The organism is Streptomyces sp. NPDC041200, assembly GCF_055591805.1.
On sequence record NZ_JBVIZF010000015.1, the window covers coordinates 145564 to 170427 of the forward strand.

Annotated in this window: 22 protein-coding genes and 1 tRNA gene; 3 read left to right on the forward strand and 20 right to left on the reverse strand. The window is 71.4% G+C overall.

The genetic code is table 11. The features are described from left to right. Position 1: 1 nt before the first annotated feature. The 12 genes from secD to pgsA form a co-directional block, all read right to left on the reverse strand. The gene (gene secD, locus ACZ6CL_RS28380) at positions 2–1783 is read right to left on the reverse strand and encodes a protein translocase subunit SecD (RefSeq protein WP_468940400.1); all 1782 of its coding nucleotides are present in this window, start codon (positions 1781–1783) and stop codon (positions 2–4) included. 149 nt (positions 1784–1932) lie between these two features. Continuing rightward, complete coding sequence (gene yajC, locus ACZ6CL_RS28385; protein WP_468940402.1) at positions 1933–2439, reverse strand: preprotein translocase subunit YajC; 507 nt, start codon at positions 2437–2439, stop codon at positions 1933–1935. 204 nt (positions 2440–2643) lie between these two features. After that, positions 2644–3747 carry a Holliday junction branch migration DNA helicase RuvB gene (gene ruvB / locus ACZ6CL_RS28390; RefSeq protein ID WP_468940404.1) on the reverse strand — a complete coding sequence of 368 codons (1104 nt, stop codon included), beginning with the start codon at positions 3745–3747 and terminating at the stop codon, positions 2644–2646. A gap of 67 nt (positions 3748–3814) precedes the next feature. Further along, positions 3815–4435, reverse strand: coding sequence for a Holliday junction branch migration protein RuvA (ruvA, locus tag ACZ6CL_RS28395; protein ID WP_468940407.1), 621 nt, complete (start codon positions 4433–4435; stop codon positions 3815–3817). After that, positions 4432–4980 (reverse strand): crossover junction endodeoxyribonuclease RuvC, encoded by a 549-nt coding sequence (ruvC, locus tag ACZ6CL_RS28400; protein WP_468940471.1) that lies wholly within the window; start codon positions 4978–4980, stop codon positions 4432–4434. The genes ruvA and ruvC overlap by 4 nt, the downstream gene beginning before the upstream one ends. A 152-nt stretch (positions 4981–5132) precedes the next feature. After that, on the reverse strand, positions 5133–5885 hold the full coding sequence (locus ACZ6CL_RS28405; RefSeq protein WP_468940409.1) for a YebC/PmpR family DNA-binding transcriptional regulator: 753 nt from the start codon (positions 5883–5885) through the stop codon (positions 5133–5135). 64 nt (positions 5886–5949) lie between these two features. Further along, entirely contained in the window at positions 5950–6552 is a 603-nt protein-coding gene (gene pdxT / locus ACZ6CL_RS28410; RefSeq protein ID WP_468940410.1) for a pyridoxal 5'-phosphate synthase glutaminase subunit PdxT, read from the reverse strand. 109 nt (positions 6553–6661) lie between these two features. Further along, positions 6662–7594 (reverse strand): pyridoxal 5'-phosphate synthase lyase subunit PdxS, encoded by a 933-nt coding sequence (gene pdxS, locus ACZ6CL_RS28415; RefSeq protein WP_385444521.1) that lies wholly within the window; start codon positions 7592–7594, stop codon positions 6662–6664. A gap of 204 nt (positions 7595–7798) precedes the next feature. Further along, positions 7799–8341 carry a hypothetical protein gene (locus ACZ6CL_RS28420; RefSeq protein ID WP_468940412.1) on the reverse strand — a complete coding sequence of 181 codons (543 nt, stop codon included), beginning with the start codon at positions 8339–8341 and terminating at the stop codon, positions 7799–7801. Between the two features lie 48 nt (positions 8342–8389). Beyond that, positions 8390–9550: a glycosyltransferase family 4 protein gene (locus ACZ6CL_RS28425; protein WP_468940414.1), complete on the reverse strand. Its 1161-nt coding sequence runs from the start codon at positions 9548–9550 to the stop codon at positions 8390–8392. Next, positions 9547–10455, reverse strand: coding sequence for a phosphatidylinositol mannoside acyltransferase (locus ACZ6CL_RS28430; RefSeq protein WP_468940416.1), 909 nt, complete (start codon positions 10453–10455; stop codon positions 9547–9549). The genes ACZ6CL_RS28425 and ACZ6CL_RS28430 overlap by 4 nt, the downstream gene beginning before the upstream one ends. Beyond that, complete coding sequence (pgsA, locus tag ACZ6CL_RS28435; RefSeq protein WP_468940419.1) at positions 10452–11120, reverse strand: phosphatidylinositol phosphate synthase; 669 nt, start codon at positions 11118–11120, stop codon at positions 10452–10454. The genes ACZ6CL_RS28430 and pgsA overlap by 4 nt, the downstream gene beginning before the upstream one ends. A gap of 206 nt (positions 11121–11326) precedes the next feature. Between pgsA and ACZ6CL_RS28440 the strand changes: the two genes are divergently transcribed. Both ACZ6CL_RS28440 and ACZ6CL_RS28445 read left to right on the forward strand, forming a co-directional pair. Further along, complete coding sequence (locus ACZ6CL_RS28440) at positions 11327–13537, forward strand: elongation factor G-like protein EF-G2 (protein ID WP_468940422.1); 2211 nt, start codon at positions 11327–11329, stop codon at positions 13535–13537. A 167-nt stretch (positions 13538–13704) separates the two neighbouring features. After that, on the forward strand, positions 13705–15360 hold the full coding sequence (locus ACZ6CL_RS28445) for a hypothetical protein (protein ID WP_468940425.1): 1656 nt from the start codon (positions 13705–13707) through the stop codon (positions 15358–15360). 48 nt (positions 15361–15408) lie between these two features. Here the strand turns inward: ACZ6CL_RS28445 and ACZ6CL_RS28450 are convergent, their stop codons facing one another. From ACZ6CL_RS28450 to ACZ6CL_RS28465, 4 genes are all read right to left on the reverse strand, one after another. Next, positions 15409–15969 carry an HIT family protein gene (locus ACZ6CL_RS28450; RefSeq protein WP_468940428.1) on the reverse strand — a complete coding sequence of 187 codons (561 nt, stop codon included), beginning with the start codon at positions 15967–15969 and terminating at the stop codon, positions 15409–15411. Positions 15970–16038: 69 nt separating this feature from the next. Further along, entirely contained in the window at positions 16039–18018 is a 1980-nt protein-coding gene (gene thrS, locus ACZ6CL_RS28455; protein WP_468940430.1) for a threonine--tRNA ligase, read from the reverse strand. A 126-nt stretch (positions 18019–18144) separates the two neighbouring features. Beyond that, positions 18145–19392 (reverse strand): hypothetical protein, encoded by a 1248-nt coding sequence (locus ACZ6CL_RS28460; protein ID WP_468940433.1) that lies wholly within the window; start codon positions 19390–19392, stop codon positions 18145–18147. After that, a complete protein-coding gene (locus ACZ6CL_RS28465) occupies positions 19392–19970 on the reverse strand; it encodes a DUF4365 domain-containing protein (protein WP_468940434.1) in 579 nt (192 codons plus the stop codon). Before ACZ6CL_RS28465 ends, ACZ6CL_RS28460 begins: the two co-directional genes overlap by 1 nt. 161 nt (positions 19971–20131) lie before the next feature. On the opposite strand from ACZ6CL_RS28465, the gene ACZ6CL_RS28470 reads away from it, so the two are divergent. Further along, positions 20132–20857 (forward strand): exonuclease domain-containing protein, encoded by a 726-nt coding sequence (locus tag ACZ6CL_RS28470; RefSeq protein WP_468940437.1) that lies wholly within the window; start codon positions 20132–20134, stop codon positions 20855–20857. Positions 20858–20885: 28 nt separating this feature from the next. On the opposite strand, the gene ACZ6CL_RS28475 is transcribed toward ACZ6CL_RS28470, so the two are convergent. The 4 genes from ACZ6CL_RS28475 to ACZ6CL_RS28490 form a co-directional block, all read right to left on the reverse strand. Further along, complete coding sequence (locus ACZ6CL_RS28475) at positions 20886–21266, reverse strand: VOC family protein (RefSeq protein ID WP_468940440.1); 381 nt, start codon at positions 21264–21266, stop codon at positions 20886–20888. Positions 21267–21379: 113 nt separating this feature from the next. After that, positions 21380–21451: transfer RNA gene (locus tag ACZ6CL_RS28480), tRNA-Val, on the reverse strand. 65 nt (positions 21452–21516) lie between these two features. Next, positions 21517–21996, reverse strand: a complete 480-nt coding sequence (locus tag ACZ6CL_RS28485) for an SRPBCC family protein (protein ID WP_468940443.1) — start codon at positions 21994–21996, stop codon at positions 21517–21519. A gap of 30 nt (positions 21997–22026) precedes the next feature. After that, positions 22027–24789 (reverse strand): exo-rhamnogalacturonan lyase family protein, encoded by a 2763-nt coding sequence (locus ACZ6CL_RS28490; RefSeq protein WP_468940449.1) that lies wholly within the window; start codon positions 24787–24789, stop codon positions 22027–22029. Positions 24790–24864 lie beyond the last annotated feature (75 nt).

The following is a 24864-nucleotide window of genomic DNA, read 5'->3' on the forward strand; positions in this document are numbered from 1 at the left end:
CTCACGCCTCCTTCGTGTCGGCGGGGCCGGGGGCGGCGGGACGACGGCGGCGCAGCGGCGGTTTGGCCCCGAGGCGCTTGGGGTCCAGACCGGACCACGGGTGGCCGTTCCCGAAGAACGGGCGGCGTGCGAGGAGTGTCATCAGCGGCTTGGTGAACAGGAACACCACGACGACGTCGAGCAGCGTGGTCAGCCCCAGGGTGAAGGCGAAGCCCTTCACCTTGCCGACGGTCACGATGAAGAGCACCGCGGCGGCGAGGAACGACACGAAGTCGGAGACCAGGATGGTGCGCCGGGCCCGGGGCCAGCCGCGCTCGACGGCCGGGCGCAGCGAGCGGCCCTCACGGATCTCGTCACGGATGCGCTCGAAGTAGACGATGAACGAGTCGGCGGTGATACCGATCGCCACGATCGCGCCGCAGACGGCTGGCAGGTTCAGCGCGAAGCCGATACCGGGGCCGAGCAGCACCATGATCGTGTACGTCAGTATGGCGGAGACCGCGAGGGAGGCCATGGCCACCAGGGACAGACCGCGGTAGTAGACGACCAGGTAGATCACCACGAGGGCGAGGCCGATGGCGCCGGCGATCAGACCGGCGTTCAGCTGCTCGCCGCCGAGGGCCGCGGAGACGGTGGTCTCGTCCGCGATGTCGAAGGACAGCGGCAGCGCGCCGAAGGACAGCACGTTGGCCAGGTCCGAGGAGCTCTGCTGGGTGAAGCCGCCGGAGATGGTGGCGCGGCCGCCGGTGATGGCGCCCTGGGTGACCTCGGGGTCGGAGACGACCTCGCCGTCCAGGACGATCGCGAAGCGGTTCTGCGGCGACTGCTGCTTGGTCAGGTCGCCGGTGACCTTGGCGAACTTCTTGGCGCCCTTGTTGTTGAAGTCGAGCTGCACGATCCAGCCCGAGGCGTTCTGGCTCTCGAAGACGGACGAGGCGTCGTCCACATCGGTGCCCTCGACCTCGGAGGGGGCCAGGACGAACTTCGAGTCACCCTTCTGGCTGCAGGCCAGAACGGGGTCGGTCGGCTTGGTGTTGGCCGCCTTCTCCGCCGCAGCGGCACGGCCCGCCCTCGTGGTGCAGTCCAGCGCCGCGAAGTCCTTGGCCAGCTTCTCCTGATCGGACTGGCTGGGCTGGCTGGGGGCGTCCGACGGCTTGCCCGTCTCGCCGCTCTTGGGGGTCTTGGACGGGTCGGGGGTCGGCGCCGCCTTGTCGGCCTTCAGCGCCTCGGGGACGGCACGGCCCTGGGTGGTGGAGGTCGGGGTGGGCGAGCTCTCGGGCTTCCCGCTGCTGCCCTGGTCACCCTTGTCCGGCTTGCCCTTGGACGCGCTCGCGGAGGGGCTCGGGGTGCTGCTGGGCTGCTTGGTCTTGCCGCCGGACGTGGTGGTCATCACCGGCCGGAAGTACAGCTGGGCGGTGGTACCGACCTGCTGCCGGGCCTGCTTCGCGTCCGTCCCCTTGGGGATGTTCACGATGATGTGCTTCTCGCCCTGCGTCTGGACCTCGGCCTCGGACACGCCCAGGCCGTTGACCCGCCGCTCGATGATGCCCACGGCGGTGTTCATGTTGGCCGTGTTGATCGCGTTGGGCTTGCCCGGCTGGTTCTTGGCCTCCAGCGTGAAGCTGGTACCGCCCGCGAGGTCGATACCCAGGCGCGGTGTGGTGTGACCGGAGATGAACATCCCCGCGGTGAGCGCCACCATGGCGATCAGGATCACGGCCAGCGCGCGCCCGGGCCTGCCCTGTGACCCTGGGGACCTGCGGCCCTTCTTCGGTGCTGCCACCTTGTCGTATCTCCCTGTCCAACCGCCCCGCGGCGCATGTGCGCGGGGCGGCCACGAAGTCTTGTGGGGGCGTGCCCCCGCCGGAGCCTAGACCGTCCATGAATCACGGCGCGCCGAGCGGGGGCACGCCGTGTTCATACAGTGCAGGACTACTTCGCGTCGGCGCCGCCGTCCCGCTTTTCGTCCTCGGGCGCGTCGGCCGCGTCGGCGTCGTTCTTGCCGAGGTCGATCTTCTTGGCGCCGGCCTTCTCGTCCTCCGGCTCACCGGACGCCGGGGCGTCGGAGGCGTCGTCGGCGCCGCCCGCGGGCGTGGTCAGCGAGGAGGCGTCGTCGGGGACGACCGAGGCCTTGGCGGCCTCGTCCTCGTCGGGGTCGATGCCGTGGACGATGTGGTTGTACTCGGCGTCGGAGAGGACGGCGCCGATCGCGTTCTTCGCGTAGATCGCGTGAACCGCGGGGGCCACCTCAAGAAGGACCGTGTCGTCGTGGACCTCCTTGACCGTCGCGTACATGCCGCCGATGGTCCGCACGCCGGTGCCCGGCTGCATGGTGTCGCGCATCTGTGCGGCCTGGCGCTGCTTGTTCTTGGCCGACCGAGTCATCAGGAACATGGCCCCGATGAGCACGATGAACGGCAGGAGAGTCACGATATTCACGGGACGGAGATCCTTCACACGACCGCTGGGGCGCGGCCTGGTCTACGGGGGTGGGTATGCCAGCCGGAAGAACGGACGGCATACGGACGGCATCGGCGGAGTCTAAGCGAGCCCGCACCTATGGAACAACGCCCGGCGTGGCACCGGGGTTCCTGACCCCACCATTATTCGCTCTTAACGCCATCATGCCGGAGTTACGCGCCCTCATGCCTCGAAGAGGCCGCCCTGGCCGCCCCCGGCACCGCGCTGCGGTGGGGTGAGGCCCAGGTGTTCCCAGGCCGCGGGAGTCCCGATCCGGCCCCGGGGCGTACGGGCCAGCAGGCCCTCGCGTACCAGGAACGGCTCGGCGACCTCTTCCACCGTCTCACGCTCCTCCCCCACCGCGACCGCCAGGGTCGACAGGCCCACCGGCCCGCCGCCGAACAGCTTGAGCAGGGCGCTGAGCACCGCCCGGTCCAGCCGGTCCAGACCCCGGCCGTCCACGTCGTAGACCGCCAGGGCGCTCGCGGCGATCTCCCGGGTGATGAGGCCGTCCGCCTTGACCTGGGCGTAGTCGCGGACCCGGCGCAGCAGCCGGTTGGCGATCCGGGGCGTGCCGCGGGAGCGCCCGGCGATCTCGGCCGCGCCCTCGGGCTCTATGGTCACCTCCAGGAGCCGGGCGGAGCGGTGGATCACGCGCTCCAGCTCGGCGGGGGCGTAGAACTCCATGTGGCCGGTGAAGCCGAAGCGGTCGCGCAGCGGGGGCGGCAGCAGCCCGGCCCGGGTGGTCGCGCCGACCAGGGTGAACGGCGGCAGCTCCAGCGGGATGGCGGTGGCCCCGGGCCCCTTGCCGACGATGACGTCGACGCGGAAGTCCTCCATCGCCATGTACAGCATCTCCTCGGCGGGCCGGGACATGCGGTGGATCTCGTCCAGGAACAGCACCTCGCCCTCGGTGAGCGAGGAGAGGATCGCGGCGAGGTCGCCCGCGTGCTGGATGGCCGGGCCGGAGGTGATGCGGATCGGGGCGTTCATCTCGGCCGCGATGATCATCGAGAGGGTGGTCTTGCCGAGCCCGGGCGCGCCGGAGAGCAGCACGTGGTCGGCGGTGCCGCCGCGCTGCCGGGCCGCCTTGAGGACCAGGTCCAGCTGCTCGCGGACCCGCTCCTGGCCGACGAACTCGCCCAGGTCCTTGGGGCGGAGGGCGGCCTCCACCGCCTGGTCGTCCCCGTCGGCGTCGGCTCCCACCAGCCGGCTGCCCGCGTCGCCGGGCAGGGCGCCGGTGAGGGCGTCGTCGGCGTCGGCCGGTGCGGTCTCGTCCCAGTTCACTGCGTTTCGCCTCGCGAGATCGTGTCGAGCGGTCCGGCCGGGCGCGGCATGGCGCCCCGGCGGCCGGTCAGCGGGTGCGGTTCAGGGTCTGCAGAGCGGCCCGCAGCAGCTGCGCCACCTGCGGCGCACCGCCTTCGGCCAGGGCCGCCTCGGCCTGCGGGGTGACGGCGGCCACCGCCTCGTCGGCCTCCCGGGTGGCGTAGCCGAGGCCGACCAGGGCGGTGTGCAGCTGATCGCTCCAGCCCCCGGCGGCGGCCGGGCGGGCGGCGGGCACGGTCCTGCCGACCGGCGCGCCGAGCCGGTCCTTCAGCTCCAGCAGCAGCTTCTGCGCCCCCTTCTTGCCGATGCCGGGGACGGCGGTGAGCGCCTTCTCGTCGCCGGTGGAGACGGCGAGCCGCAGCGCGTCCGGCGCGTGCACGGCCAGCATGGCCTGGGCAAGCCGGGGGCCGACCCCGCTGGCGGTCTGGAGCAGCTCGAAGACCTGGCGCTCGTCGTCGTCCGCGAAGCCGTACAGCGTCAGGGAGTCCTCACGGACCACGAGCGAGGTGGCGAGCCGGGCCGGTTCGCCGACCCGCAGCCCGGCCAGGGTGCCCGGGGTGCACTGGACCGCCATCCCGACGCCGCCGACCTCGACGACGGCGGTGTCCGGGGCGAGGGCCGCGACCGGACCGGAGACGAACGCGATCATGTAATACGGCCTTTCCTGGGGCGGCTCGGGGTGGTGCGGTGGGCGGCGACGGCCTGCTGGAGCCGGTTGGTCGCGGGGGCGCGCCAGATGTGGCAGATGGCGAGCGCCAGGGCGTCGGCGGCGTCGGCCGGTTTGGGCGGGGCGTCCAGCCGCAGCAGCCGGGTCACCATCGCTCCGACCTGCGCCTTCTCGGCGCGCCCGGAGCCGGTGACGGCCGCCTTCACCTCGCTGGGGGTGTGCAGCGCGACCGGCAGCCCGCGGCGCGCGGCGCAGAGCATGGCGACGGCGCTGGCCTGGGCGGTGCCCATCACGGTCTGCACGTTGTGCTGGCTGAACACCCGCTCCACCGCGACGTATTCGGGCCGGTGCGCCTCCAGCCACTCCTCGATGCCGCGCTCGACGAGGACGAGGCGGTCGCCGATCGCGGCGTCCGCCGGGGTCCGTACGACGCCGACGCCCAGCATGCGCAGCGGGCGGCCCGCGACCCCCTCGACCACGCCGATGCCGCACCGGGTCAGCCCGGGATCCACGCCCAGCACCCGCACCGCGGCCCTCCCCTTCGTCGCCCCGATCACGCTTCGGTCATGTGTTCCTGCAGGCTAGCGGCTGCCACCGACAGCACCGGCCGACAACGCCGACGGGCCGGTGGGGTGTGTCCCCGCCGACCCGCCCGCCCCGCGTGTGCGCTGATGTGCCCTCAGGCGTCGACCTTGGCCATGACCTCGTCGGAGACGTCGAAGTTGGCGAAGACGTTCTGCACGTCGTCGCTGTCCTCGAGCGCGTCGATCAGCTTGAAGATCTTGCGCGCGGCGTCTTCCTCCAGCTCCACCTGCATGGTGGGCACGAAGTTGGTGTCGGCCGAGTCGTAGTCGATGCCTTCCTTCTGGAGCGCGGTGCGCACCGCGACCAGATCGGTGGCCTCGCTCAGGACCTCGAAGGACTCACCGAGGTCGTTGACCTCCTCGGCGCCCGCGTCGAGCACCGCCGCCAGCACGTCGTCCTCGGACAGCTCGCCCTTGGGGACGATCACGACGCCCTTGCGGTTGAACAGGTACGACACCGAGCCCGGGTCGGCCATCGAGCCGCCGTTGCGGGTCATGGCCACGCGGACGTCGGAGGCGGCGCGGTTGCGGTTGTCGGTCAGGCACTCGATGAGCACCGCGACACCGTTGGGGCCGTAGCCCTCGTACATGATCGTCTCGTACTGGGCGCCGCCCGCCTCAAGACCGGCACCGCGCTTGACCGCGCTGTCGATGTTCTTGTTCGGGACCGACTGCTTCTTGGCCTTCTGGATGGCGTCGTAGAGCGTCGGGTTGCCCTCGACGTCGGCCCCGCCCATCCGGGCCGCGACCTCGATGTTCTTGATCAGCTTCGCGAAGAGCTTGCCGCGCTTGGCATCGATCACGGCCTTCTTGTGCTTCGTCGTAGCCCATTTAGAGTGGCCGGACATCCGCCTGTCTCCTTCGCGTTACCCAATTCTGTACGAACGCCTGAGATCCTACCGGGATCACCGCTCAGCGCGCGGCCCCCACCATCCCGGCGAACAGGGCGTGCACCCGGTGGTCACCGGTCAGCTCCGGGTGGAACGACGTCGCGAGAACGTTGCCCTGGCGGACCGCGACCGCATGCCCCTCGTAGGTCGCCAGCACCTCGGCGCCGGCGCCCACGGACTCGACCCACGGCGCGCGGATGAAGACGCCCTCCACCGGGCCGCCCTCGATGCCCTTGATGCCGACGGCGGCCTCGAAGGACTCGTTCTGGCGGCCGAAGGCGTTACGGCGCACGATCATGTCGATGCCGCCCAGGGTCTCCTGGTCCTCCCGGCCGTCGAGGATCTTGTCCGCAACCATGATCATACCGGCGCAGGTGCCGTAAACCGGCAGGCCCGCCCGGATGCGCTCGCGCAGCGGCTCCAGCAGCCCGAAGATCACCACGAGCTTGGACATGGTGGTGGACTCGCCGCCGGGGATCACCAGGCCCTCGACCTCGGCCAGCTCCTCGGGGCGGCGCACCGGCCGGGCCTCGGCGCCGACGGCGGTGAGCGCGGCCACGTGCTCACGGACGTCGCCCTGGAGGGCGAGCACGCCGATGAGGGGAGTCTGGGACGTCTCGGACACGGTACGGGGACCTTTCGGATGTGAGGGGGGAGAGACGCGAACGGTGGACGGCCCGCGGGCGGCGCGGACCGTCCACCGGACGCGTCATGCGGTGCTGATCAGCCCGTGGCTACCAGCCGCGGTTGGCGTACCGCTCGGCCTCGGGGAGGGTGTCGCAGTTGATGCCGACCATGGCCTCGCCCAGGTCGCGGGACGCGTCCGCGATGACCTTCGGGTCGTCGTAGAAGGTGGTCGCCTTCACGATCGCCGCGGCACGCTTCGCCGGGTCGCCGGACTTGAAGATGCCCGAGCCCACGAAGACGCCCTCCGCGCCGAGCTGACGCATCAGCGCGGCGTCGGCCGGGGTGGCGACACCACCGGCGGAGAACAGCACGACCGGCAGCTTGCCGGTCTGCGCGATCTCCGCGACCAGCTCGTACGGGGCGCGCAGCTCCTTGGCCGCGGCGTACAGCTCGTGGTTGTCCAGGCCGCGCAGACGGGCGATCTCATTCTTGATCTGGCGCAGGTGGCGGACCGCCTCGACGACGTTGCCGGTGCCGGCCTCGCCCTTGGAACGGATCATCGCCGCGCCCTCGGCGATCCGGCGCAGCGCCTCGCCCAGGTTGGTGGCACCGCACACGAACGGGGTGGTGAAGGACCACTTGTCGCTGTGGTTGACCTCGTCGGCCGGGGTCAGCACCTCGGACTCGTCGATGTAGTCGACGCCCAGGGACTGCAGCACCTGCGCCTCGACGAAGTGGCCGATCCGGGACTTCGCCATGACCGGGATGGAGACCGCGCTGATGATGCCGTCGATCATGTCCGGGTCGGACATCCGGGCCACGCCGCCGTCCTTGCGGATGTCGGCCGGGACCCGCTCCAGCGCCATGACCGCGACGGCACCGGCGTCCTCGGCGATCTTGGCTTCCTCCGGCGTGACGACGTCCATGATCACGCCGCCCTTGAGCTGCTCGGCCATGCCGCGCTTGACGCGGGCGGTGCCGGTCGCGGGAGCCGCCGGGTTCTGGGCGGACGGGGACGTGCTGGCGGACGTGGTGGACACGGTTTGACCTCACTCGATAGTGAAAAGTGCGATGAGCCCATCGTAGGGCCGTTCGATACCTGTTCATGACCCGGCCATCCGGTCCGGGTCATGGACGTGTGTGGTACACGCATCAACGAAACCCGGTCCGGCCGGGCCCCGGCAAGGGCCAATCGAAGGCCGGTGGCCCGAACCCCCTCAGAAGTCCGGTGACCGGAACCGGTGTCAGTGCGCCGCGCGCGCCACCAGGGCCGCCGGAGGCTCGTCGTCCATCTCGAACGCCAGCGGAAACGGGGCATGGCCCGCCAGCCGGAACCAGCGCACCTTGCGGTGACGGCGCAGCGCCCGCGCCGCCCGCACCGCGTCGTTGTGGAACCGCCGCGCCATCGGCACCCGGCGCACCGCCTCCGCCAGTTCCTCCAGCGCCGCCTCACCGCCCGGCGCCTCCCGCACCGCCTCGGCCTGCGCGGGCTCCTCGAAGACGGCCCGCAGCGCCTGGCTCAGCTCGCTCTCGGCGACCTCGCGGTGCTCCTCCTCGGCCTGCCGGGCGGCGTGCGCGGCCTGGTAGAGCACCATCGACGAGGCCGGATCGAGCACCCCGGCGGTGCCCAGCTCCTGGGCGATGGAGGCGCGGCGCAGCAGCTGCGCGTCCAGCGCCGCCCGCGCCGCGTCCTGACGGCTGTGCAGCCGGTCCAGCCGCCCCGCGGTCCAGCTCAGATAGACGGCGACGACGACCAGCGCGACCGCGATCCAGATCAGTGTGCTCACGGCGCGCCACGCTACCGTCTACGCCCCGCGCGGCCGGACCCCGGACAGCTAGTCGCGGGTCAGTCCCAGCCGGGTCAGCAGGCCGACGCGGTCGTCCGCGTCGACGGACGACGTACCGTCCGTCACCGTCTCGTAGACCGACAGGATGTCCGCCCCGACCGTCGACCAGTCGAAGCGCCGCACATGGCTGCTGCCCCGCTCGCGCAGCTCGGCGAGCCGCTTCGGGTCGCCCAGCAGCCGTACCGCGGCGGCCGCCAGCGCGTCCGCGTCCTCATTGGCGAACAGCTCACCGGCCGCTCCCCCGTCCAGGACCTGGGCGAAGGCGTCCAGGTCGCTGGCGAGGACCGGGGCGCCCGCGGACATGGCCTCCACCAGGATGATGCCGAAGCTCTCACCGCCCGTGTTGGGCGCGATGTACACGTCCACGCTGCGCAGGAAGCGCGCCTTGTCCTCGTCGCTGACCATCCCCAGGAACTCGACCCGGTCCCGCAGCCGCTCCGGCAGGCCCGCGACCGCCTCCTTCTCGTCGCCGCGGCCGGCGACCAGCAGCCGGGTCCCGGGCCGCTCGGCGAGGATCTTCGGCAGGGCGCGCATCAGCACCGGCAGCCCCTTGCGGGGCTCGTCGATGCGGCCGATGAACCCGATCGTGTCGCCCTGCCACTCCTCCTTCGGCTCGGCGTCGGCGAAGAAGTCCACGTCGACGCCGTTGGGGATGACGACGGCGTCGCCGCCCAGGTGCTCGACCAGGGTCCGCCGCGCGTACTCGCTGACCGCGATCCGCGCGCTGATCTTCTCCAGGGCGGGCTGCAGGATCGGATACGCGGCGATCATGGCCCGCGAGCGGGGGTTGGAGGTGTGGAAGGTGGCGACGATCGGCCCCTGCGCCGCCCAGCAGGCGAGCAGCCCGAGGGAGGGCGAGGTGGGCTCGTGGATGTGGATGACGTCGAACGCGCCGTCGTGCAGCCAGCGCCGCACCCGGGCGGCCGACAGGAAGCCGAAGTTGAGCCGGGCGACCGACCCGTTGTACGGCACCGGGACCGCGCGCCCCGCGGAGACGACGTACGGCGGCAGCGGAGTCTCGTCGTCCGCGGGCGCGAGGACGGAGACCTCGTGGCCGCGCCGGATGAGGTGCTCCGCCAGGTCGCGGATGTGGAACTGCACCCCGCCCGGGACATCCCAGGAGTAGGGGCAGACGATCCCGATCCTCAACGCTTCTCCATTCCAGGACCGTGATCCAGGTCGGCCAGCCACAGCCGCTGGAGCATGTGCCAGTCCTCCGGGTGTTCGGCGATCCCCGAGGCGAAGGCGTCGGCGACCTGCTGGGCCATGACAGCGGTCTGCTCCCCCCGGGTGCCGCTCTCCGGCACCTCGACGGGCGGATACACCCGGCCCTGCATGACCGGGGACTCGTCGTACCACAGGGTGACCGGCAGCAGCAGCGCGCCGGTCTGCGCGGCGAGCCGGGCCGGGCCCGCGGGCATCTTCGCGGACTCGCCGAAGAACGACACCTCCACACCGGAGGCGGACAGATCCCGGTCGGCCACCAGACAGACCAGACCGCCCGCCCGCAGCCGCCGCGCCAGCGTGCCGAACGCGCTGGCGCCCTCGTGCGGCAGGACCTCCATGCCGAGACCCTCGCGATAGGCGACGAACCGGTCGTACAGCGACTCCGGCTTCAGCCGCTCCGCGACGGTGGTGAAGGGCACCTCCAGCTTGGTGGTGACCCAGGCCCCGGCGAGGTCGTAGTTGCCCATGTGGGGCAGCGCGAGGACTACGCCGCGGCCGCTGGCCAGGCCGTCGACCAGGTAGTGCGCGTCCTTGATCTCGACGCCCCCGCGGATGCGCTCCCTGCTCCACGTGGGGAGCCGGAAGGACTCCATCCAGTAGCGCATGTACGAGCGCATGCCCGCCCGCGACAGCTCGGCCAGCCGCCCCGGTGAGGCTTCGGGCACGACCCTCGCCAGATTGGCCTCCAGGCGCAGCACGCCCTTGCCGCGCCGCTTCCACGCCTGATCGGCGATGCGCTGCCCGAGCGCCACGGCGACCGGCTCCGGAAGCTTCTTGACCGTGCTCCAGCCGAGCCCGTACAGCGCGTCGGTCAGCCTTTCCCTCACCGTGTCTCGCCACCCTGGGTCACCGGTCGGTCCGTGGCGTCCGCCTCGGCGGCCTCCCGGCGCACGGTGACCACGCGCTGTACGAGGGTCACAGCACTGCCCACGGCGACGATCCACAGCGCGATCGGAAGCAGTATCTCGATGTGCGGCACACCGAACATGTGCAGGCCCGAGAGGCCGCAGGCGACCAGCGAGATCACCAGCCGCTCGGCACGCTCGACCAGCCCGTTGACGTTCACCGGCAGCCCGATGCTCTCGCCCCGCGCCTTGGTGTAGGAGACCACCTGGCCGCTGGTGAGACAGAAGATCGTCACCGCACACAACACATTGTCGTCGCCGCCGCCCGCATACCACAACGCCAGACCGCCGAAGATCGCCCCGTCGGCGACCCGGTCCAGCGTCGAGTCCAGGAACGCGCCCCAGCGGCTGGAGCGGCCCAGTTGCCGCGCCATATTGCCGTCGACCAGGTCCGAGAAGACGAAGAGCGTGATGACGACGGTGCCCCAGAAGAACTCGCCGCGGGGGTAGAAGACCAGCGCTCCCGCGATCACACCACCGGTTCCAGTGAGGGTCACCGCGTCCGGGCTGACGCCGAGGCGGATGAGCAGGGCGGCGAACGGTGTGAGAACACGCGTGAAGAAAGCACGCGCGTACTTGTTCAGCATGGCCTTCCCGGTGGGTCGATACGGGCCGGATGGCCAAGAGGCCACCGGCGGGCCCATCGTAGCCAGGCGCTACCAGGGCGCCGCGCACCTGTCGGACCGCTCCCACGCCCCTCCCGCGTGACGCCCCGGTGTGCGACGTATGGACGCACCGTGACCTCGGTGGAAAGCTCGAAGTATCGCAAGGTGTCGACCGGGAGGCGAGACACATGGGCGAGAAGACGAACACACACCCAGGGGCCGCCGGAAGGGCAGCGGCGGCCGACCGGCCCAGCTCCCTGCGGAATGTGGTGCTGGTCGGCCACAGCGGGTCCGGGAAGACGACACTCGTGGAGGCCCTGGCGCTGTCGACCGGCGCGATCAACCGTGCAGGCCGGGTCGAGGACGGCGGCTGCCTCTCCGACTACGACGAGATCGAGCACCGGCAGCAGCGCTCGGTACAGCTGTCGCTGGTCCCCGTCGAATGGGGCGGGGTGAAAATCAATCTCCTGGACACTCCGGGATACGCCGACTTCGTCGGGGAGCTGAGGGCCGGTCTGCGGGCAGCGGACGCGGCCCTCTTCGTCGTTTCGGCGGCCCAGGACGCGGTGGGCATCGCGGGCGCCACCCGCATGGTGTGGGAGGAGTGCGCGGCGGTCGGGATGCCGCGCGCCATCGTGATCACACACCTGGAGGCGGCCCGCGCCAGCTTCGAGGAGATGACGGAGATCTGCCGCCAGACCTTCGGCGGCGACGACCCCGACGCCGTCCTGCCGCTCTACCTGCCGCTGCGCGGCGAACCGGCCCCGGACGGGCACGCCCCGGTGACCGGGCTGATCGGCCTGCTCTCCCAGCGGGTCTACGACTACTCCTCGGGGTCGCGGACCGAGACCCCGCCCACCGACGGCCAGGTCCCCCTGGTCTCGGAGGCCCGCGCCCGGCTCATCGAGGGGATCATCGCCGAGAGCGAGGACGAGACCCTCATGGACCGCTATCTGGGCGGCGAGGAGATCGACGTCAAGACACTGATCGACGACCTGGAGAAGGCCGTCGCGCGCGGCAGCTTCCACCCCGTGCTGGCCGCCGCGCCCGCCGCCGGAGGCTCCCGGCAGGGCCTCGGCACCACCGAGCTGCTGGAGCTGATCACCCGCGGCTTCCCGACCCCGCTGGAACGCGAGGCACCCGAGGTCACCACCCCGCAGGGCGCCGCGTGCCCGGCGCTGACCTGCGACCCGGACGGCCCGCTGGCCGCCGAGGTCGTCAAGACCTCCTCCGATCCCTACGTCGGCCGGATCTCGCTGGTCCGGGTCTTCTCCGGGACGCTGCGCCCGGACGAGACGGTGCACGTCTCGGGGCACGGCCTGGAGGACCGCGGCCATGAGGACCACGACGTGGACGAGCGGGTGGGCGCCCTGTCCACGCCGTTCGGCAAGCAGCAGCGCACGCTGTCCCAGGCCATCGCGGGCGATCTGGCGTGCGTCGCCAAGCTGACCCGCGCCGAGACCGGGGACACCCTTTCGGCCAAGGACCGGCCGCTGCTCATGGAGCCCTGGCAGATGCCCGACCCGCTGCTGCCCGTCGCCATCGAGGCGCACAGCAAGGCGGACGAGGACAAGCTGTCACTGGGCCTGTCACGGCTGGTGGCCGAGGACCCGACGATGCGGCTGGAGCAGAACCCGGACACCCACCAGGTGGTGCTGTGGTGCCTGGGCGAGGCCCATATGGACGTCGCGCTGGAGCGGCTGCGCGCCCGCTACGGGGTACAGGTGGACGCCGTCCCGTACAAGGTGGCGCTGCGCGAGACGTTCGGAAGCAAATCCTCCGGGCGCGGGCGGCACGTCAAGCAGTCCGGCGGGCACGGCCAGTACGCGATCTGCGAGATCGAGGTGGAGCCGCTGCCGGGCGGCTCCGGCATCGAGTTCGTGGACAAGGTCGTCGGCGGCGCGGTCCCCCGGCAGTTCATCCCGTCCGTCGAGAAGGGCATCCGGGCCCAGGCGGCGCGCGGTGTCTCCACCGGGAGCCCGCTGGTCGACGTGCGGATCACGCTGCTGGACGGCAAGGCGCACTCGGTGGACTCCTCCGACGCCGCGTTCCAGACGGCGGGCGCGCTCGCCCTGCGCGAGGCGGCCGCCGACACCTGGATCGAGCTGCTGGAGCCGGTGGTCAAGGTCGGCGTCCTGATCTCCGACGACTATGTCGGCGCCGTCATGAGCGACCTGTCCGGGCGGCGGGGCCGGGTCGTGGGCACCGAGCAGTCGGGCGGTGGCCGGACCCTGATCCAGGCGGAGGTCCCGGAAATCGAGATCGGCCGGTACGCGGTCGACCTGCGGTCGCTGTCGCACGGCACCGGGCGGTTCAGCCGCTCGTACGCCCGGCACGAGCCGATGCCGCCGCAGATCGCGGAGCGGATGCGCGGCGAACGGGCCGGGGCCGGGGCGTAGTTCACGGGCCGTCGCCCGCCGCCTGCCCCGACCGGGGCGGGCGTTGGGCGGCGCGCGCCCGTGAGCGGGGAAGTTTTCCACAGGCCACCACGCCCTGGCGACAGGTGGTACGCACCCCCTATACGCTGAGGTCGCAGCGCAAACAGCGTGCGGTATTGGGGGCGTTGGTGACGGACGGATTCGATTTCAGCCCAGGGGCACAGGTGCCCCTGTCCGGGTCGGCGGGAGAGACGGCGGCGACACAGGCGCTCGCCTCCGCCGCCTACCGCGACGACCCGGTGGCGAAGCTGTTGGAGGCCAACTCCGAGTGGACGGTCTCGGAGGTGAAGGCACCGAAGATCTCGCTGTTCGAGCCGAACCTGGGCGAGGCGTTCTCGCGCGCCGTCCAGCTGCGCATGCTCGGCGGCGGCCGCAACCAGGTGATCCAGTCCTTCGGCACCGAGCCCCAGACGATCGTCGAGCACTGTCTGGCCGCCAACCGGATCCGTAAGGTCCGGGACGCCCGCCTCACCGTCGTCATGGTGATCTTCGGGCTGCTGTTCCTCCCCGGAGCGCTGCTGTGGCTCGGCGCCTTCCAGCTCCGCCGCTCGGTGGCCGGTGCCCAGGACAAGCGGATGGGAGCGCTGGGGACCGCCCTGATGGCCGCGCTCGGCATCTTCGTCGTCATCTTCCTGATCAAGCTGCCGTTCAGCGGCTTCTGGGGCATATACCTGCGGGGCGTGGTGGTCGCCCCGGTGATCGGCTGGTACATCGCCAAGCAGATCTGTGAGCGCACCGCCAAGGAGCTGCGGGACTACTGGGGAGGGCTGGTCTCGGGCACCGGAGTCGGCGCCAAGGTGCCCGAGACGGTGCCCAACCACCCGGGCCAGACCTCCGCCGAGGTGCTGCGCAAGTCGCTGCACAAGCTCACCGCCGAGCAGTACAGCAACGTGGTCTTCTACGCCGGCGCCAAGGGCATACTCGGGATGGGCACCCGCTGGGGCAGCTGGCAGCTCGCCGAGGACCTGGTGTCGGCCGACCCCGACAAGGAGATCGACCCCTTCCGCAGCTGGGACGTCATACGGGCGATCCACGACCAGCTGCGCCTGCTGGAGCGCACCCCGCTGCACACCGGCGGCTTCACCGCCGCGCCGCAGGTGCGCCACTGGGTGGTCTCCGCCATCACCGAGGGCGCCAAGTCGGTCGAGCGCGGCGGCACCTCCGAGGAGGAGGGTTTCCAGATAAAGGGCGTCGAGCTGCAGCGGATCTGCGATCAGCAGCAGTTCGGCGCCGGTGACCGGCACTACCTGGGCGTGCAGTTCGTGCTGTGGGACGGCCAGTTGGTGATCACGCTCATGATCACGGTGACGCTGCTGCACAAGACGCTGCGGATCGAGGTCACCGGGCATGCGCTGGGCCCGGTGAACCCGCTGTTCTTCGGCAAGCCCTCAGCGCCCTCGAAGACGGTCCCCAAGACCTTCCGGTTCTGGGAGACCAAGTCGGTCCCGCTGCCGCTCGTGAAGCCCCAGGAGGTGGTGCGGCTCGCCGCGCGCGCCCCCTTCACCTGGTACCCGCCGATCCTCGACCACCTCGGCGGCAAGCTGGTGCTGCCCGAGCCGTTCGGGCTGCGGCACGCCTGGGCCGACAAGCCCTGGCGGCACCGCTTCATGGCGGACGACGCGCTGCGGACGGCGGCCCCCGTGCTGCGGGTGGTCCACGAGGCGGCGATCGGCGTGCTCAAGCACCACGGTGTGGACACCGAGCGCTTCGGCAACCGCTCGCTGACCCTCAGCGGCCAGGTCCAGGACGCCTCCCCGAAGAAGGCCGATCTCTACGACGCGTAAGTCGCGGGGCCCGGCGGCGGTGCCGCCGGGCCCATGGCCCGGGGTGCGTTACGGATTAGGCCAAGCGTCGGCGAGCAACCGGCGGGTGTCGGCCAAAAGTTGCGGCAGCACCTTGGTGCGGCCGATGACCGGCATGAAGTTGCTGTCGCCGCCCCAGCGGGGCACCACGTGCTGGTGCAGATGGGCGGCGATCCCGGCCCCGGCGACGGTGCCCTGGTTGAGTCCGATGTTGAAACCGTGCGCACCCGAGGCGGTGCGCAGCGCGGTCATGGCGGTCTTGGTGAACTCCGCCAGCTCGATCGTTTCCTCGGCGTCCAGCTCGGTGTAGTCGGCCAGGTGCCGGAACGGGACGATCATGAGGTGACCGCCGGTGTACGGGTACAGGTTGAGCACGGCGTAGACGCGCTCCCCCCGGGCGATGATCAAGCCGTCCTCGTCGGACTTGTCCGGGATGGAGCAGAACGGACAGCCATCGCCCGCCCCCGGGCCGGTGGGCTTGTTCTCGCCCTGGATGTACGCCATCCGGTGGGGCGTCCACAGGCGCTGGAACGCGTCCGGCGTTCCCACTCCGATCTGCTGTTCCGGCTCACTCGTCATGCGGGCCAGCATATTCGTCCCCGGCGGATGGGGGTGCCCCGAGGGGCGGCCCCGGTACGGGAGCCGCCCCTCGGGTTCGGGTCACACCTGGACCCGGCGCTCCACTGCGTCGACGATCTCGGCGATCGCCTCGGCGATCGGGATCCCGTTCTTCTGGGAGCCGTCGCGGTAGCGGAAGCTGACGGCCCCGGCCGCCACGTCCTCGTCACCGGCGATGACCATGAACGGGACCTTGGACTTCTGGGCGTTGCGGATCTTCTTCTGCATCCGGTCGGACGACGAGTCGACCTCCACCCGCAGGCCCTTCGCCCGCGCCTGGGCTGCGAACTCCTCCAGGTACGGCACATGGCCGTCGCCGATCGGGATGCCCACCGCCTGGACCGGGGCGAGCCAGGCCGGGAAGGCGCCCGCGTAGTGCTCCAGCAGGACCGCGAAGAAGCGCTCGATCGACCCGAACAGCGCCCGGTGGAGCATGACGGGCTGCTGGCGCGAGCCGTCGGCCGCTGTGTACTCCAGGTTGAACCGGGCGGGCTGGTTGAAGTCGACCTGGATGGTCGACATCTGCCAGGTACGGCCGATCGCGTCCCGCGCCTGGACCGAGATCTTCGGGCCGTAGAAGGCCGCGCCGCCCGGGTCCATGACCAGCTCCAGGCCCTGCTTCTCAGCGGCCTTGCGCAGCTCCTCGGTGGCTTCCTCCCACTGCTGCGGCTCGCCCATGAACTTGTCGGAGTCGTCCCGGGTGGACAGCTCCAGATAGAAGTCGCTCAGGCCGTAGTCGCGGAGCAGGTCCAGCACGAAGGTGAGCAGATTGTCCAGCTCATCGGCCATCTGCTCCTTGGTGCAGTAGATGTGCGAGTCGTCCTGGGTGAAGCCCCGGGCCCGGGTCAGGCCGTGGACGACGCCGGACTTCTCGTACCGGTAGACCGTGCCGAACTCGAACAGCCGCAGCGGCAGCTCACGGTAGGACCGCCCGCGCGCCCTGAAGATCAGGTTGTGCATCGGGCAGTTCATGGCCTTGAGGTAGTAGTCCTGCCCCTCGAACTCCATGGGCGGGAACATGCCGTCCATGTAGTGCGGCAGGTGGCCGGAGGTCTCGAAGAGCTTGGCCTTGGTGATGTGCGGGGTGTTGACGAACTCGTACCCCGACTCCTCGTGCCGCTTCCGCGAGTAGTCCTCCATCTCCTTGCGGATCACGCCACCGCGCGGGTGGAACACCGCCAGGCCCGAGCCCAGCTCGTCCGGGAAGGAGAACAGGTCCAGCTCCGCGCCCAGCTTGCGGTGGTCGCGCTTCTCGGCCTCCGCCAGGAACTCCAGGTACGCCTTCAGCTCGTCCTTGGTCGGCCAGGCGGTGCCGTAGATCCGCTGGAGCTGCGGGTTCTTCTCGCTGCCGCGCCAGTAGGCGGCGGCGCTGCGCATCAGCTTGAAGGCCGGGATGGTGCGGGTGGTCGGCAGGTGCGGGCCGCGGCACAGGTCCTTCCAGCACAGCTCGCCGGACTTCGCGTCGAGGTTGTCGTAGATGGTCAGCTCGCCCGCGCCGACCTCGGCGGAGGCGCCCTCGGCGGCATCAGCGGCCGACCCCTTGAGCCCGATCAGCTCCAGCTTGTACGGCTCGGCGGCCAGCTCCTCGCGCGCGGCCTCGTCGGTGACCGCGCGGCGGGAGAACTTCTGGCCCCGCTTCTGGATCTCCTGCATCTTCTTCTCGATGCGCTTGAGATCCTCCGGCTGGAACGGGGTCTCGACGTCGAAGTCGTAGTAGAAGCCGTCCTTGATCGGCGGGCCGATGCCGAGCTTGGCCTCCGGGAACAGCTCCTGCACGGCCTGCGCCATCACATGCGCGGTCGAGTGGCGCAGGATGTCCAGCCCGTCCTGGCTGGTGATCTCCACCGGCTCGATCTCTTCGCCGTCGGCGGGCTCGTACGCCAGGTCCTTCAGCTGCCCGGCCACGCGCGCGGCGACGATCGAGCGGTCGCCGGCGAAGAGGTCCGCCGCCGTAGTGCCCGTCGTCACCACGCGCTCTTCCCGCTCGGAATCGCGTTGGATGATCACACGGACGTCTGACACCGGTCTCTCCTGACTGAAGGATCGCTACCCGCGGCGATTGCCGCGCAGCGAGAATCGTACCGAGCCGACAGGCCCGACCGCGAAACGGTTGTCCGCGCGCTCGGGGAAGGCGGCGCCCCGGCGCGATCAGGGGTCGCCGCACGCCTCCTCGCCGCACGCCTCCTCGAAGAAGTCCAGGTTCTCCTGGAGCGACTTGAGCAGTCGGTCCCGCTCCGCGTCGTCCACCCGCACCGGGGTGACGCCACCGGCCCCGCTCAGCCGCCGGAAGCCGCCGCGGCTCTCCAGCCGCCCGCTCACCCGGATCGGGAGGCCGACCAGATGGGCATGGCCCGCGATCCGGTAGTCGTCCTCGTCCAGCACGATCCGAAGCTTCGCCACGTCCGCCCCGGCCAGCACCCGCAGCCGCACCGTCCCGGGGCCGCCCGGCCCGGCGCGGCCCAGGCGCACCACGGCGCCGGTGACCCGCACGGGTACGGACGGCTCGTCCCGTACGTAGCGGGCCCCGGCCTCGCGCAGCCCCGGCAGGTCGCCGGGCGTGAACTCGACCGGTTCGGGCCGGGTGGAGAGCCCCGGCGGTGGACCGGCGGCCGGTGACCACTCCAGGGCCACGCGGGCGCCCTCGGTGCCCTGGACCAGCGTGATGACGGCCTCGGTCAGCTCGCGGCTCACCCCCGCCGCCACGGCCGCGTCGAACGCCTCCAGGCCGCCGGTGGTCCGCCGGTAGTCGACGGCGTCACGCAGCGCGTACAGGGCGCGCAGCAGGGTGGCGGTGGTGGCCCGGCCGTCCTCGACGGGGACGAAGACGGTCAGCTGGTGGCCGCCGGACACGGCGCCCGCGGGGCCGGTCAGCACGTGCTCCAGGGACGCCTCGGCCGCCCTGCGGTGCCGCGCGCCGTAGTACCCGGCCCTGGCGCGGGCGGCGAGCGCCCCGGCCAGCAGGGTGGCCCGGGCGGCGGCGCGCAGCCGCTCCTGCGCGGGCCAGGCGGCGGTGCCGCCGCGCGCCCCGGGCACCAACGACCCGGGCACCGGCGGCTCGGGCACCTCGCGCCACCAGCGGATCTCGTCGCTGGGCACGGCGAGGCCGGTGAGCACGTCGCGGGCGGAGGGCGCGGCGCTGCGGGCCAGGGCGAGCAGCGCCTCGCCGAGGAGGTCGCCGCTGTCGGGGAAGTCGCGGTTCTCGGGCACGAGCAGGCTGGTGCCGGGCACCTCGCCCGGGGGCGTCCAGCGGGCGTACCGGCCCTGGGCGCCGCCGCGGCGGTGCCAGCCGTGCCGCGCGAGCAGGGCGCCGAGGACGGCGGGGTCCACCTCGTCGGGGCGGGGCGCGGGGATGGGGTCGCGGTTCGCTGGAGGGTCGCGCAGGGGGTCGCGGTCCATCAGGGTCTCCCTCCCGCCCCGACCCGGGTCATGATCTCGCAGAGGGCGCGATCGTCGAAGATCCGCGAGGTCGGGATCCGCACGGTGGTCCGGCGGCGGCCCGTCACCGGGTGGCCCGCCAGGTTGATCCAGTAGCAGCAGTGCCGCAGTGCCAGACGGTCGTGCCCGGCCCGTATCCAGTCGTCCCGGCCACGCGGCACGATCATCACCACGAGGATCTTGTGCACGGAGACCGGGCTGCGGGCGAGCTTGACCAGGTGATCGTTGTCGAGGGTGAACGCGAAGGTCGGACCGGGCGGATGCGGCGCCAGCTGGTACGTGGCCTTCAGCTGCACCTTGATCGTCACCTCGTCGTCCGCCACGTGGCCGGGCGCGCTGTGGCTGACGTGCCAGTCGATGCCGTGGTCCGGGAAGGGCTGCGCGAGCGAGCAGCCCGCGGCCGCCGCGACCGCGTGCAGATAGCCGACCTGCAGGGTCTCCATGCAGGCGGTGGTGGCGATGTGGCCACGCGAGGATGCGGTCCGCCCGGGCAGCAGACCGCTCGCCGACGGGGCCGGTTCGGGCTGCGCGAGCGCCATGATGTGACGCCTTCCGGTCGTCGCCGGTGTCCGTACATCTGTGTTGTCTCCCCGTCAGATGCCGTGCAAACAGTGGTGGTTCGGCCACCTCCCTCCGGGTATCACCAGGTCGGGGCGGGATCCGGAGGTCATGGGGCACATATGCACGAGGAGTTGAGGCCATGTCGTCCTGGTTCGAGGGGCCGCTCGCCGCGTTCGACACGGAGACGACCGGGATCGACGTCGAGCACGACCGGATCGTCTCGGCCGCTCTCGTCGTCCAGCGGGGCACGGGGAGTCTGCCGGAGGTGCGACGCTGGCTGGTGAGCCCGGGCATACCGGTGCCGCGTGCGGCGACCGAGATACACGGGCTGACCGACGCGCATCTGCAGCGGCACGGCCGGTGGCCCGCACCGGTGATGGACGAGGTGGCGCGGGCGCTCGCCGAGCAGACGACGCGGGGCACCCCGGTGGTGGTGATGAACGCACCGTTCGATCTGACGCTGCTGGACCGCGAGTTGAAGCGGCATCGCAATGCCACCCTGGCGACGTATCTGTCGCTGCGTTCGCTGTCCGTCCTCGATCCCCGGGTGCTGGACAAGCACCTGGACCGCTATCGCAAGGGGCGCCGCACGCTCACCGACCTGTGCGCGCACTACGGGGTCGAGCTGACGGGCGCGCATGACGCGGCGGCGGACGCGACGGCCGCCCTGGAGGTCGTCCGGGCGGTGGGCCGCCGCTTCGCGTCACGGCTGGAGAAGCTGACGCCCAGTGAGCTGCACGCCCGGCAGACGGTCTGGTACGCGGCGCAGGCGCGCGGTCTCCAGGCCTGGTTCGCGCTCAACGGCTCGGACGAGGTCTGCGACCCGGCGTGGCCGCTACGGCCGGACCTCCCGGCCGCGGCCTAGCGGCTGCCTACCGCGGTCTGGCGGCTGTCTAGCGCGGGGGCGTGCGGAGCCTGAACGGGTGCCCGGCCGGGTCGGAGTAGAGGCGGATGTCGTTCGGGCCGCCGTTGTCCTTGGTGTCCAGCGGGCGTGCCCCCAGGTCGACGATCTGGCGTTCGGCGGCGTCCATGTCGTCGACCAGGAGTTCCAGGTGGGCCTGCTGGGAGTCGTCCGGCCGGGGCCAGCTCGGCGGGGCGTAGCCGTGGTCGCGGAGGAAGGACATGCGCGTCCCGTCGGGGACGACGATGTCGATCCGGTCGAGGCTGGTGACCGGCGTGATCTCGGCGCCGAGCAGGGTGGCGTAGAACTCGGCCAGCTCTTCGGGCTCGGCGCAGTCCAGGGACAGGACGGCTGTGGTGGCGACGGCGGCCATGGGCTTCCCCTCCGATTCATCCGCGGTGTGCGGGCGGGTACCCATCTCCGGTGGTGGCAAGCCCGGAAAACACCGGGGCCGGACCGCCTGCTGGCGGTCCGGCCCCGGAAGGGTGGGCGATACTGGGTTCGAACCAGTGACCTCTTCGGTGTGAACGAAGCGCTCTCCCGCTGAGCTAATCGCCCGGGTGTTCTTCCGGTGTCTCCCCCGGTGGAACGACCTGAACAATACAGGTCGGGCGAGGTGTGGTTCAAACCGGATTCCGGCCGGGCCCCCGCGCGCCCGCCCGCCCGGCCAGCCGGGCCCGCAGTCCGCGGCACCCGGCGCGCATCATCAGGGCGTGGTTGGCGCGGAACAGCGGCCGTCCGAGCACCGCGAAGCGGCGGAGCAGCGGCTTGCGCGCGACCACGTCCTGCTCGAACAGGGCGCGGGTGCCCGTGCCGCGCGCCGTGACCGTCCAGCGGGCCCAGCCCTCCAGGTCGCCGGAGAAGGTGACCCGCAGAATGCCGAGGGCGGGGTCCCGGTGCGCCTCGGTGACGGTGAGGTTCAGGTCGTACGGGACGAGGGAGCGGAAGCGGGCGGTGCCGGTGCGGTCGTCGATCCGGCCCACCTCACGGACCTGGGGCCACCACCGCGGGTAACCATCGCCGTCCGCCAGCGCCGCAAAGACGGCGGCGGGCGGTGCGTCGAGGTCCCATCGGCTGTGGAAGCGGTAGTGGCACCAGTCCATGTCCTTACGTTAGTACCCCGGTGGCCCCCGCTAGCCGGGCAGCTTGTCCCCCACCAGCGCGAGGTTCTGAATGGCGGCGAGGCCGTACTGCGCGGTGGCGTTGGTGCTCACCCAGGCCGCCTCGACGCCGGGCACCAGCACGTCCGGACCGTCGACCTTGACCGTCTTCCAGCTGACGGAGGCGTCCGGGTAGCCGTCGCCCTCGTGGAATTCGGTGAACTTCTGCCAGGCGCGGGCGGCCAGCTTGTCGTCCTTGAGCTGGACGGCGGCGTAGGCGTCGAGCCGGGAGTGGCCCTGGACCAGGATCAGCGAGCCGAAGTCGGTGCCGTAGCGGGCCTTCTGCTCGGCCTTGGTGGCGTTGAAGTAGCGGCAGTAGTCCAGCCAGGCCTCCTTGAACGCCGGGTGGTCGATCAGGTCGATCACCTCGGCGCACACCTCGACCAGGCCGAAGACGGCGGACAGGTGAGAGACGCTGACCTTGGGCTTGTCGTCGATGGCGTACTTGCCGGTGTCGAGGTCGTACAGCGCGGCGCCCTGGACGAAGCCGTTGGTCTGGGCGGCGATGGTCTCCATGGTGCTGCGCAGCCGGGCCTCGGCCTTGTCGGCCTGCGGGCCGCGCCGCTCCCATTCGGTGAGCCAGGCGCCCGCCAGTCCGCTCCAGTCGGTGCCGAAGCCGATGGACAGGGCGTGCCGGTCGGGCTTGTAGTCGGGGTCGGGGCGGACCTTGCGCTGCGGGTCGAGGACGAGGAAGGACTCGTCGGAGTCGACGAGGGCGTGCATGATGTCGCCGATCCGCTCGTCGGCGGTGAGGTAGTAGAGGTAGCGGCGGTAGAGGGCGGTGGAGATGCGCTGCTGCTTGGCGCTGTCGGCGAAGTGCTGGACGCCGTGGCGGGTGCCGAGCCCGGTCCACTTGCCGAGGTGGTAGGCGTCGACCTCGCCGGTGTGCCGGGTCATGGCCTCGGCGAAGCGGTAGATGTCGGAGCGACCGGAGCGCAGGTACGCGAGCCAGAGCCAGAGGTCGGGCGAGAGTTCGGAGTTGTCCCAGGCGTAGCCGCCGATGTCGTATCGCCACTGGTGCCGGTTCTCGTCGTACGTGTGCATGATGTCGCCGTAGTCCCAGAACCCGTACCAGCGGCGCTGTTCGACTTGGCCCTTGTGGTACTCGAAGAGGAAGTCGAGCCGGTCCTCGATCTTCGCCTTGGCGGCGGTGGAGCGGTCGACGGGTGAGAAGAGCCCGCCGAAGACCTTGGCGCGGACCAGGTCGGCGGGTCCGCAGACGAGTTGCGGCGGGGTGCGCAGGGCGGCGGCCTGCTGGACGAGGGTGTCGGCGTCGGGGGTCGCGGCGTTGGCCCAGAAGGTCAGCTCGCTGGTGCGGGCGATGCCGTACGGAGTGCCGAACTTCGGCTCGTAGTCCTCGTACGTGATGTTGAGGCCCTCCAGCTGTTCGGCGTACGTGTCCTGGCCCAGGCCGTCGTGGTAGAAGCGCAGGTCCATGGGCTGGGCCTCGGGCGACCAGAGCCACAGGGTGACCTCGGCCTCGTCGCCCGCCGCGCCGCGGATGTCGAGCTGGGCGGGGAACTTCTCCCAGAAGTCGCGCAGTCCGAAGGAGAGCCCGCCGCTGACCCCGCCGACGTAGCCGAAGCCGGACGCCCGGCGTCCGCCGCCCGCGGGGATCCAGCCGTGGCCCGGCTTGGTGCGCTTGCGCAGGGTGAAGCCGTCGGCGGAGAGCTGGGAGAGGGTGTAGTCGCCCCAGGTGGGGATGAGGTGCAGCCGGCTGGTGACCCGCTGGTCCCAGGTGGCGGGGTCGGCCAGCTTCTCGCCGTTGACCTGGGCCTTGCGAACGCTGGCGCCGGGGTCGCGGCGCAGTCCGGTGATGCCCTTGACGGCCTCGGTGAGGAATCCCTTGTCCTCGCCCGCGATGCGGATGTGGCGGTCGTACGCCTCGTCGCGCATGGGGACCGAGAAGCGGACGCCGAGGCCGCGGATGAAGTCCCCTGACTCATGACCGGCGGCCTGATCGCCGTCGAAGGTGATCGTGTGCACCATGCGGAACGAGTCGGCGCCCGCGTAGAAGTAGAGCCGGACGCTGAAGGGGAGCCAGCCGCGGCCGCCCTTGCGGTGCTTGCCGTCGATGCGGACGACGGCGCGGACGGGGCCCTTCTGCTCGACCTTGGCGGCGCTGATCTCGCCGTCGAACCGGTCCCACTTGGCGCTGCCGTGGTCGCCGTCGTCGATGTCGCCCTGGCGGAGCAGGACGAGGCGGCCGTCGCGGGCGATCTCGGTGCTGCCGCGGGTGACGGAGCGTACGAGCTTCTCGCCGTCCTTGCCGATCACGGCCTTGATCACGCCGGTGTCGACGGTGATCCTGCCGCCCTTCTCGGTGACGGTGACCTTCTTGGCGGGTGCGGCGGGCTCACCGGTGGTGAGCCGGTACGCGCTGCCGCCGCCCAGCCCCTCCCCCGCCGCGTGGGCGGTCCACTTGAGCGAGCCGTCGGGCCAGTAGGCGGTGGCCCAGGTCTGCAGGGGGACGTCCTTGCCGTCGGCCGTGGTGAGCGCGAACGCCTGGTCGGCGGGGTGGGCGCCCTTGGGCCAGGGGACACCGAAGGTGCTGCCCGCGGCGGCGCCGAGGCCGCCGTCCTCCAGCCAGGTGATCTTCGTGGGTTCGCCGGTGGCCTTGTCCCGCTCCGCGGCGGCCGCCTGCGGGGCGTTCCGCGCGAGCATCCAGGAGAACGGGACGGTGGCGCCGGTGGCGGCGGCGGCCTTGAGGAGGTTGCGCCGGGGAATCGGGGGCATGTCGCTCTCACCTTTCGTACGGGGCTACCGGGGGCTACGACCTACGGGGTCAGGTGCATGACATGGGCTGACGGG

Bases quoted from the DNA above. Each gene is read 5' to 3' on its own strand.
- ruvA (WP_468940407.1), bottom strand. From the start codon at position 4,435: ATGATCGCGTTCGTCTCCGGTCCGGTCGCGGCCCTCGCCCCGGACACC.
- ACZ6CL_RS28405 (WP_468940409.1), bottom strand. From the start codon at position 5,885: ATGTCCGGCCACTCTAAATGGGCTACGACGAAGCACAAGAAGGCCGTG.
- pgsA (WP_468940419.1), bottom strand. From the start codon at position 11,120: ATGCTGAACAAGTACGCGCGTGCTTTCTTCACGCGTGTTCTCACACCG.
- ACZ6CL_RS28440 (WP_468940422.1), top strand. From the start codon at position 11,327: ATGGGCGAGAAGACGAACACACACCCAGGGGCCGCCGGAAGGGCAGCG.
- ACZ6CL_RS28450 (WP_468940428.1), bottom strand. From the start codon at position 15,969: ATGCTGGCCCGCATGACGAGTGAGCCGGAACAGCAGATCGGAGTGGGA.
- ACZ6CL_RS28460 (WP_468940433.1), bottom strand. From the start codon at position 19,392: ATGGACCGCGACCCCCTGCGCGACCCTCCAGCGAACCGCGACCCCATC.
- ACZ6CL_RS28465 (WP_468940434.1), bottom strand. From the start codon at position 19,970: ATGGCGCTCGCGCAGCCCGAACCGGCCCCGTCGGCGAGCGGTCTGCTG.
- ACZ6CL_RS28470 (WP_468940437.1), top strand. From the start codon at position 20,132: ATGTCGTCCTGGTTCGAGGGGCCGCTCGCCGCGTTCGACACGGAGACG.
- ACZ6CL_RS28475 (WP_468940440.1), bottom strand. From the start codon at position 21,266: ATGGCCGCCGTCGCCACCACAGCCGTCCTGTCCCTGGACTGCGCCGAG.
- ACZ6CL_RS28485 (WP_468940443.1), bottom strand. From the start codon at position 21,996: ATGGACTGGTGCCACTACCGCTTCCACAGCCGATGGGACCTCGACGCA.
- ACZ6CL_RS28490 (WP_468940449.1), bottom strand. From the start codon at position 24,789: ATGCCCCCGATTCCCCGGCGCAACCTCCTCAAGGCCGCCGCCGCCACC.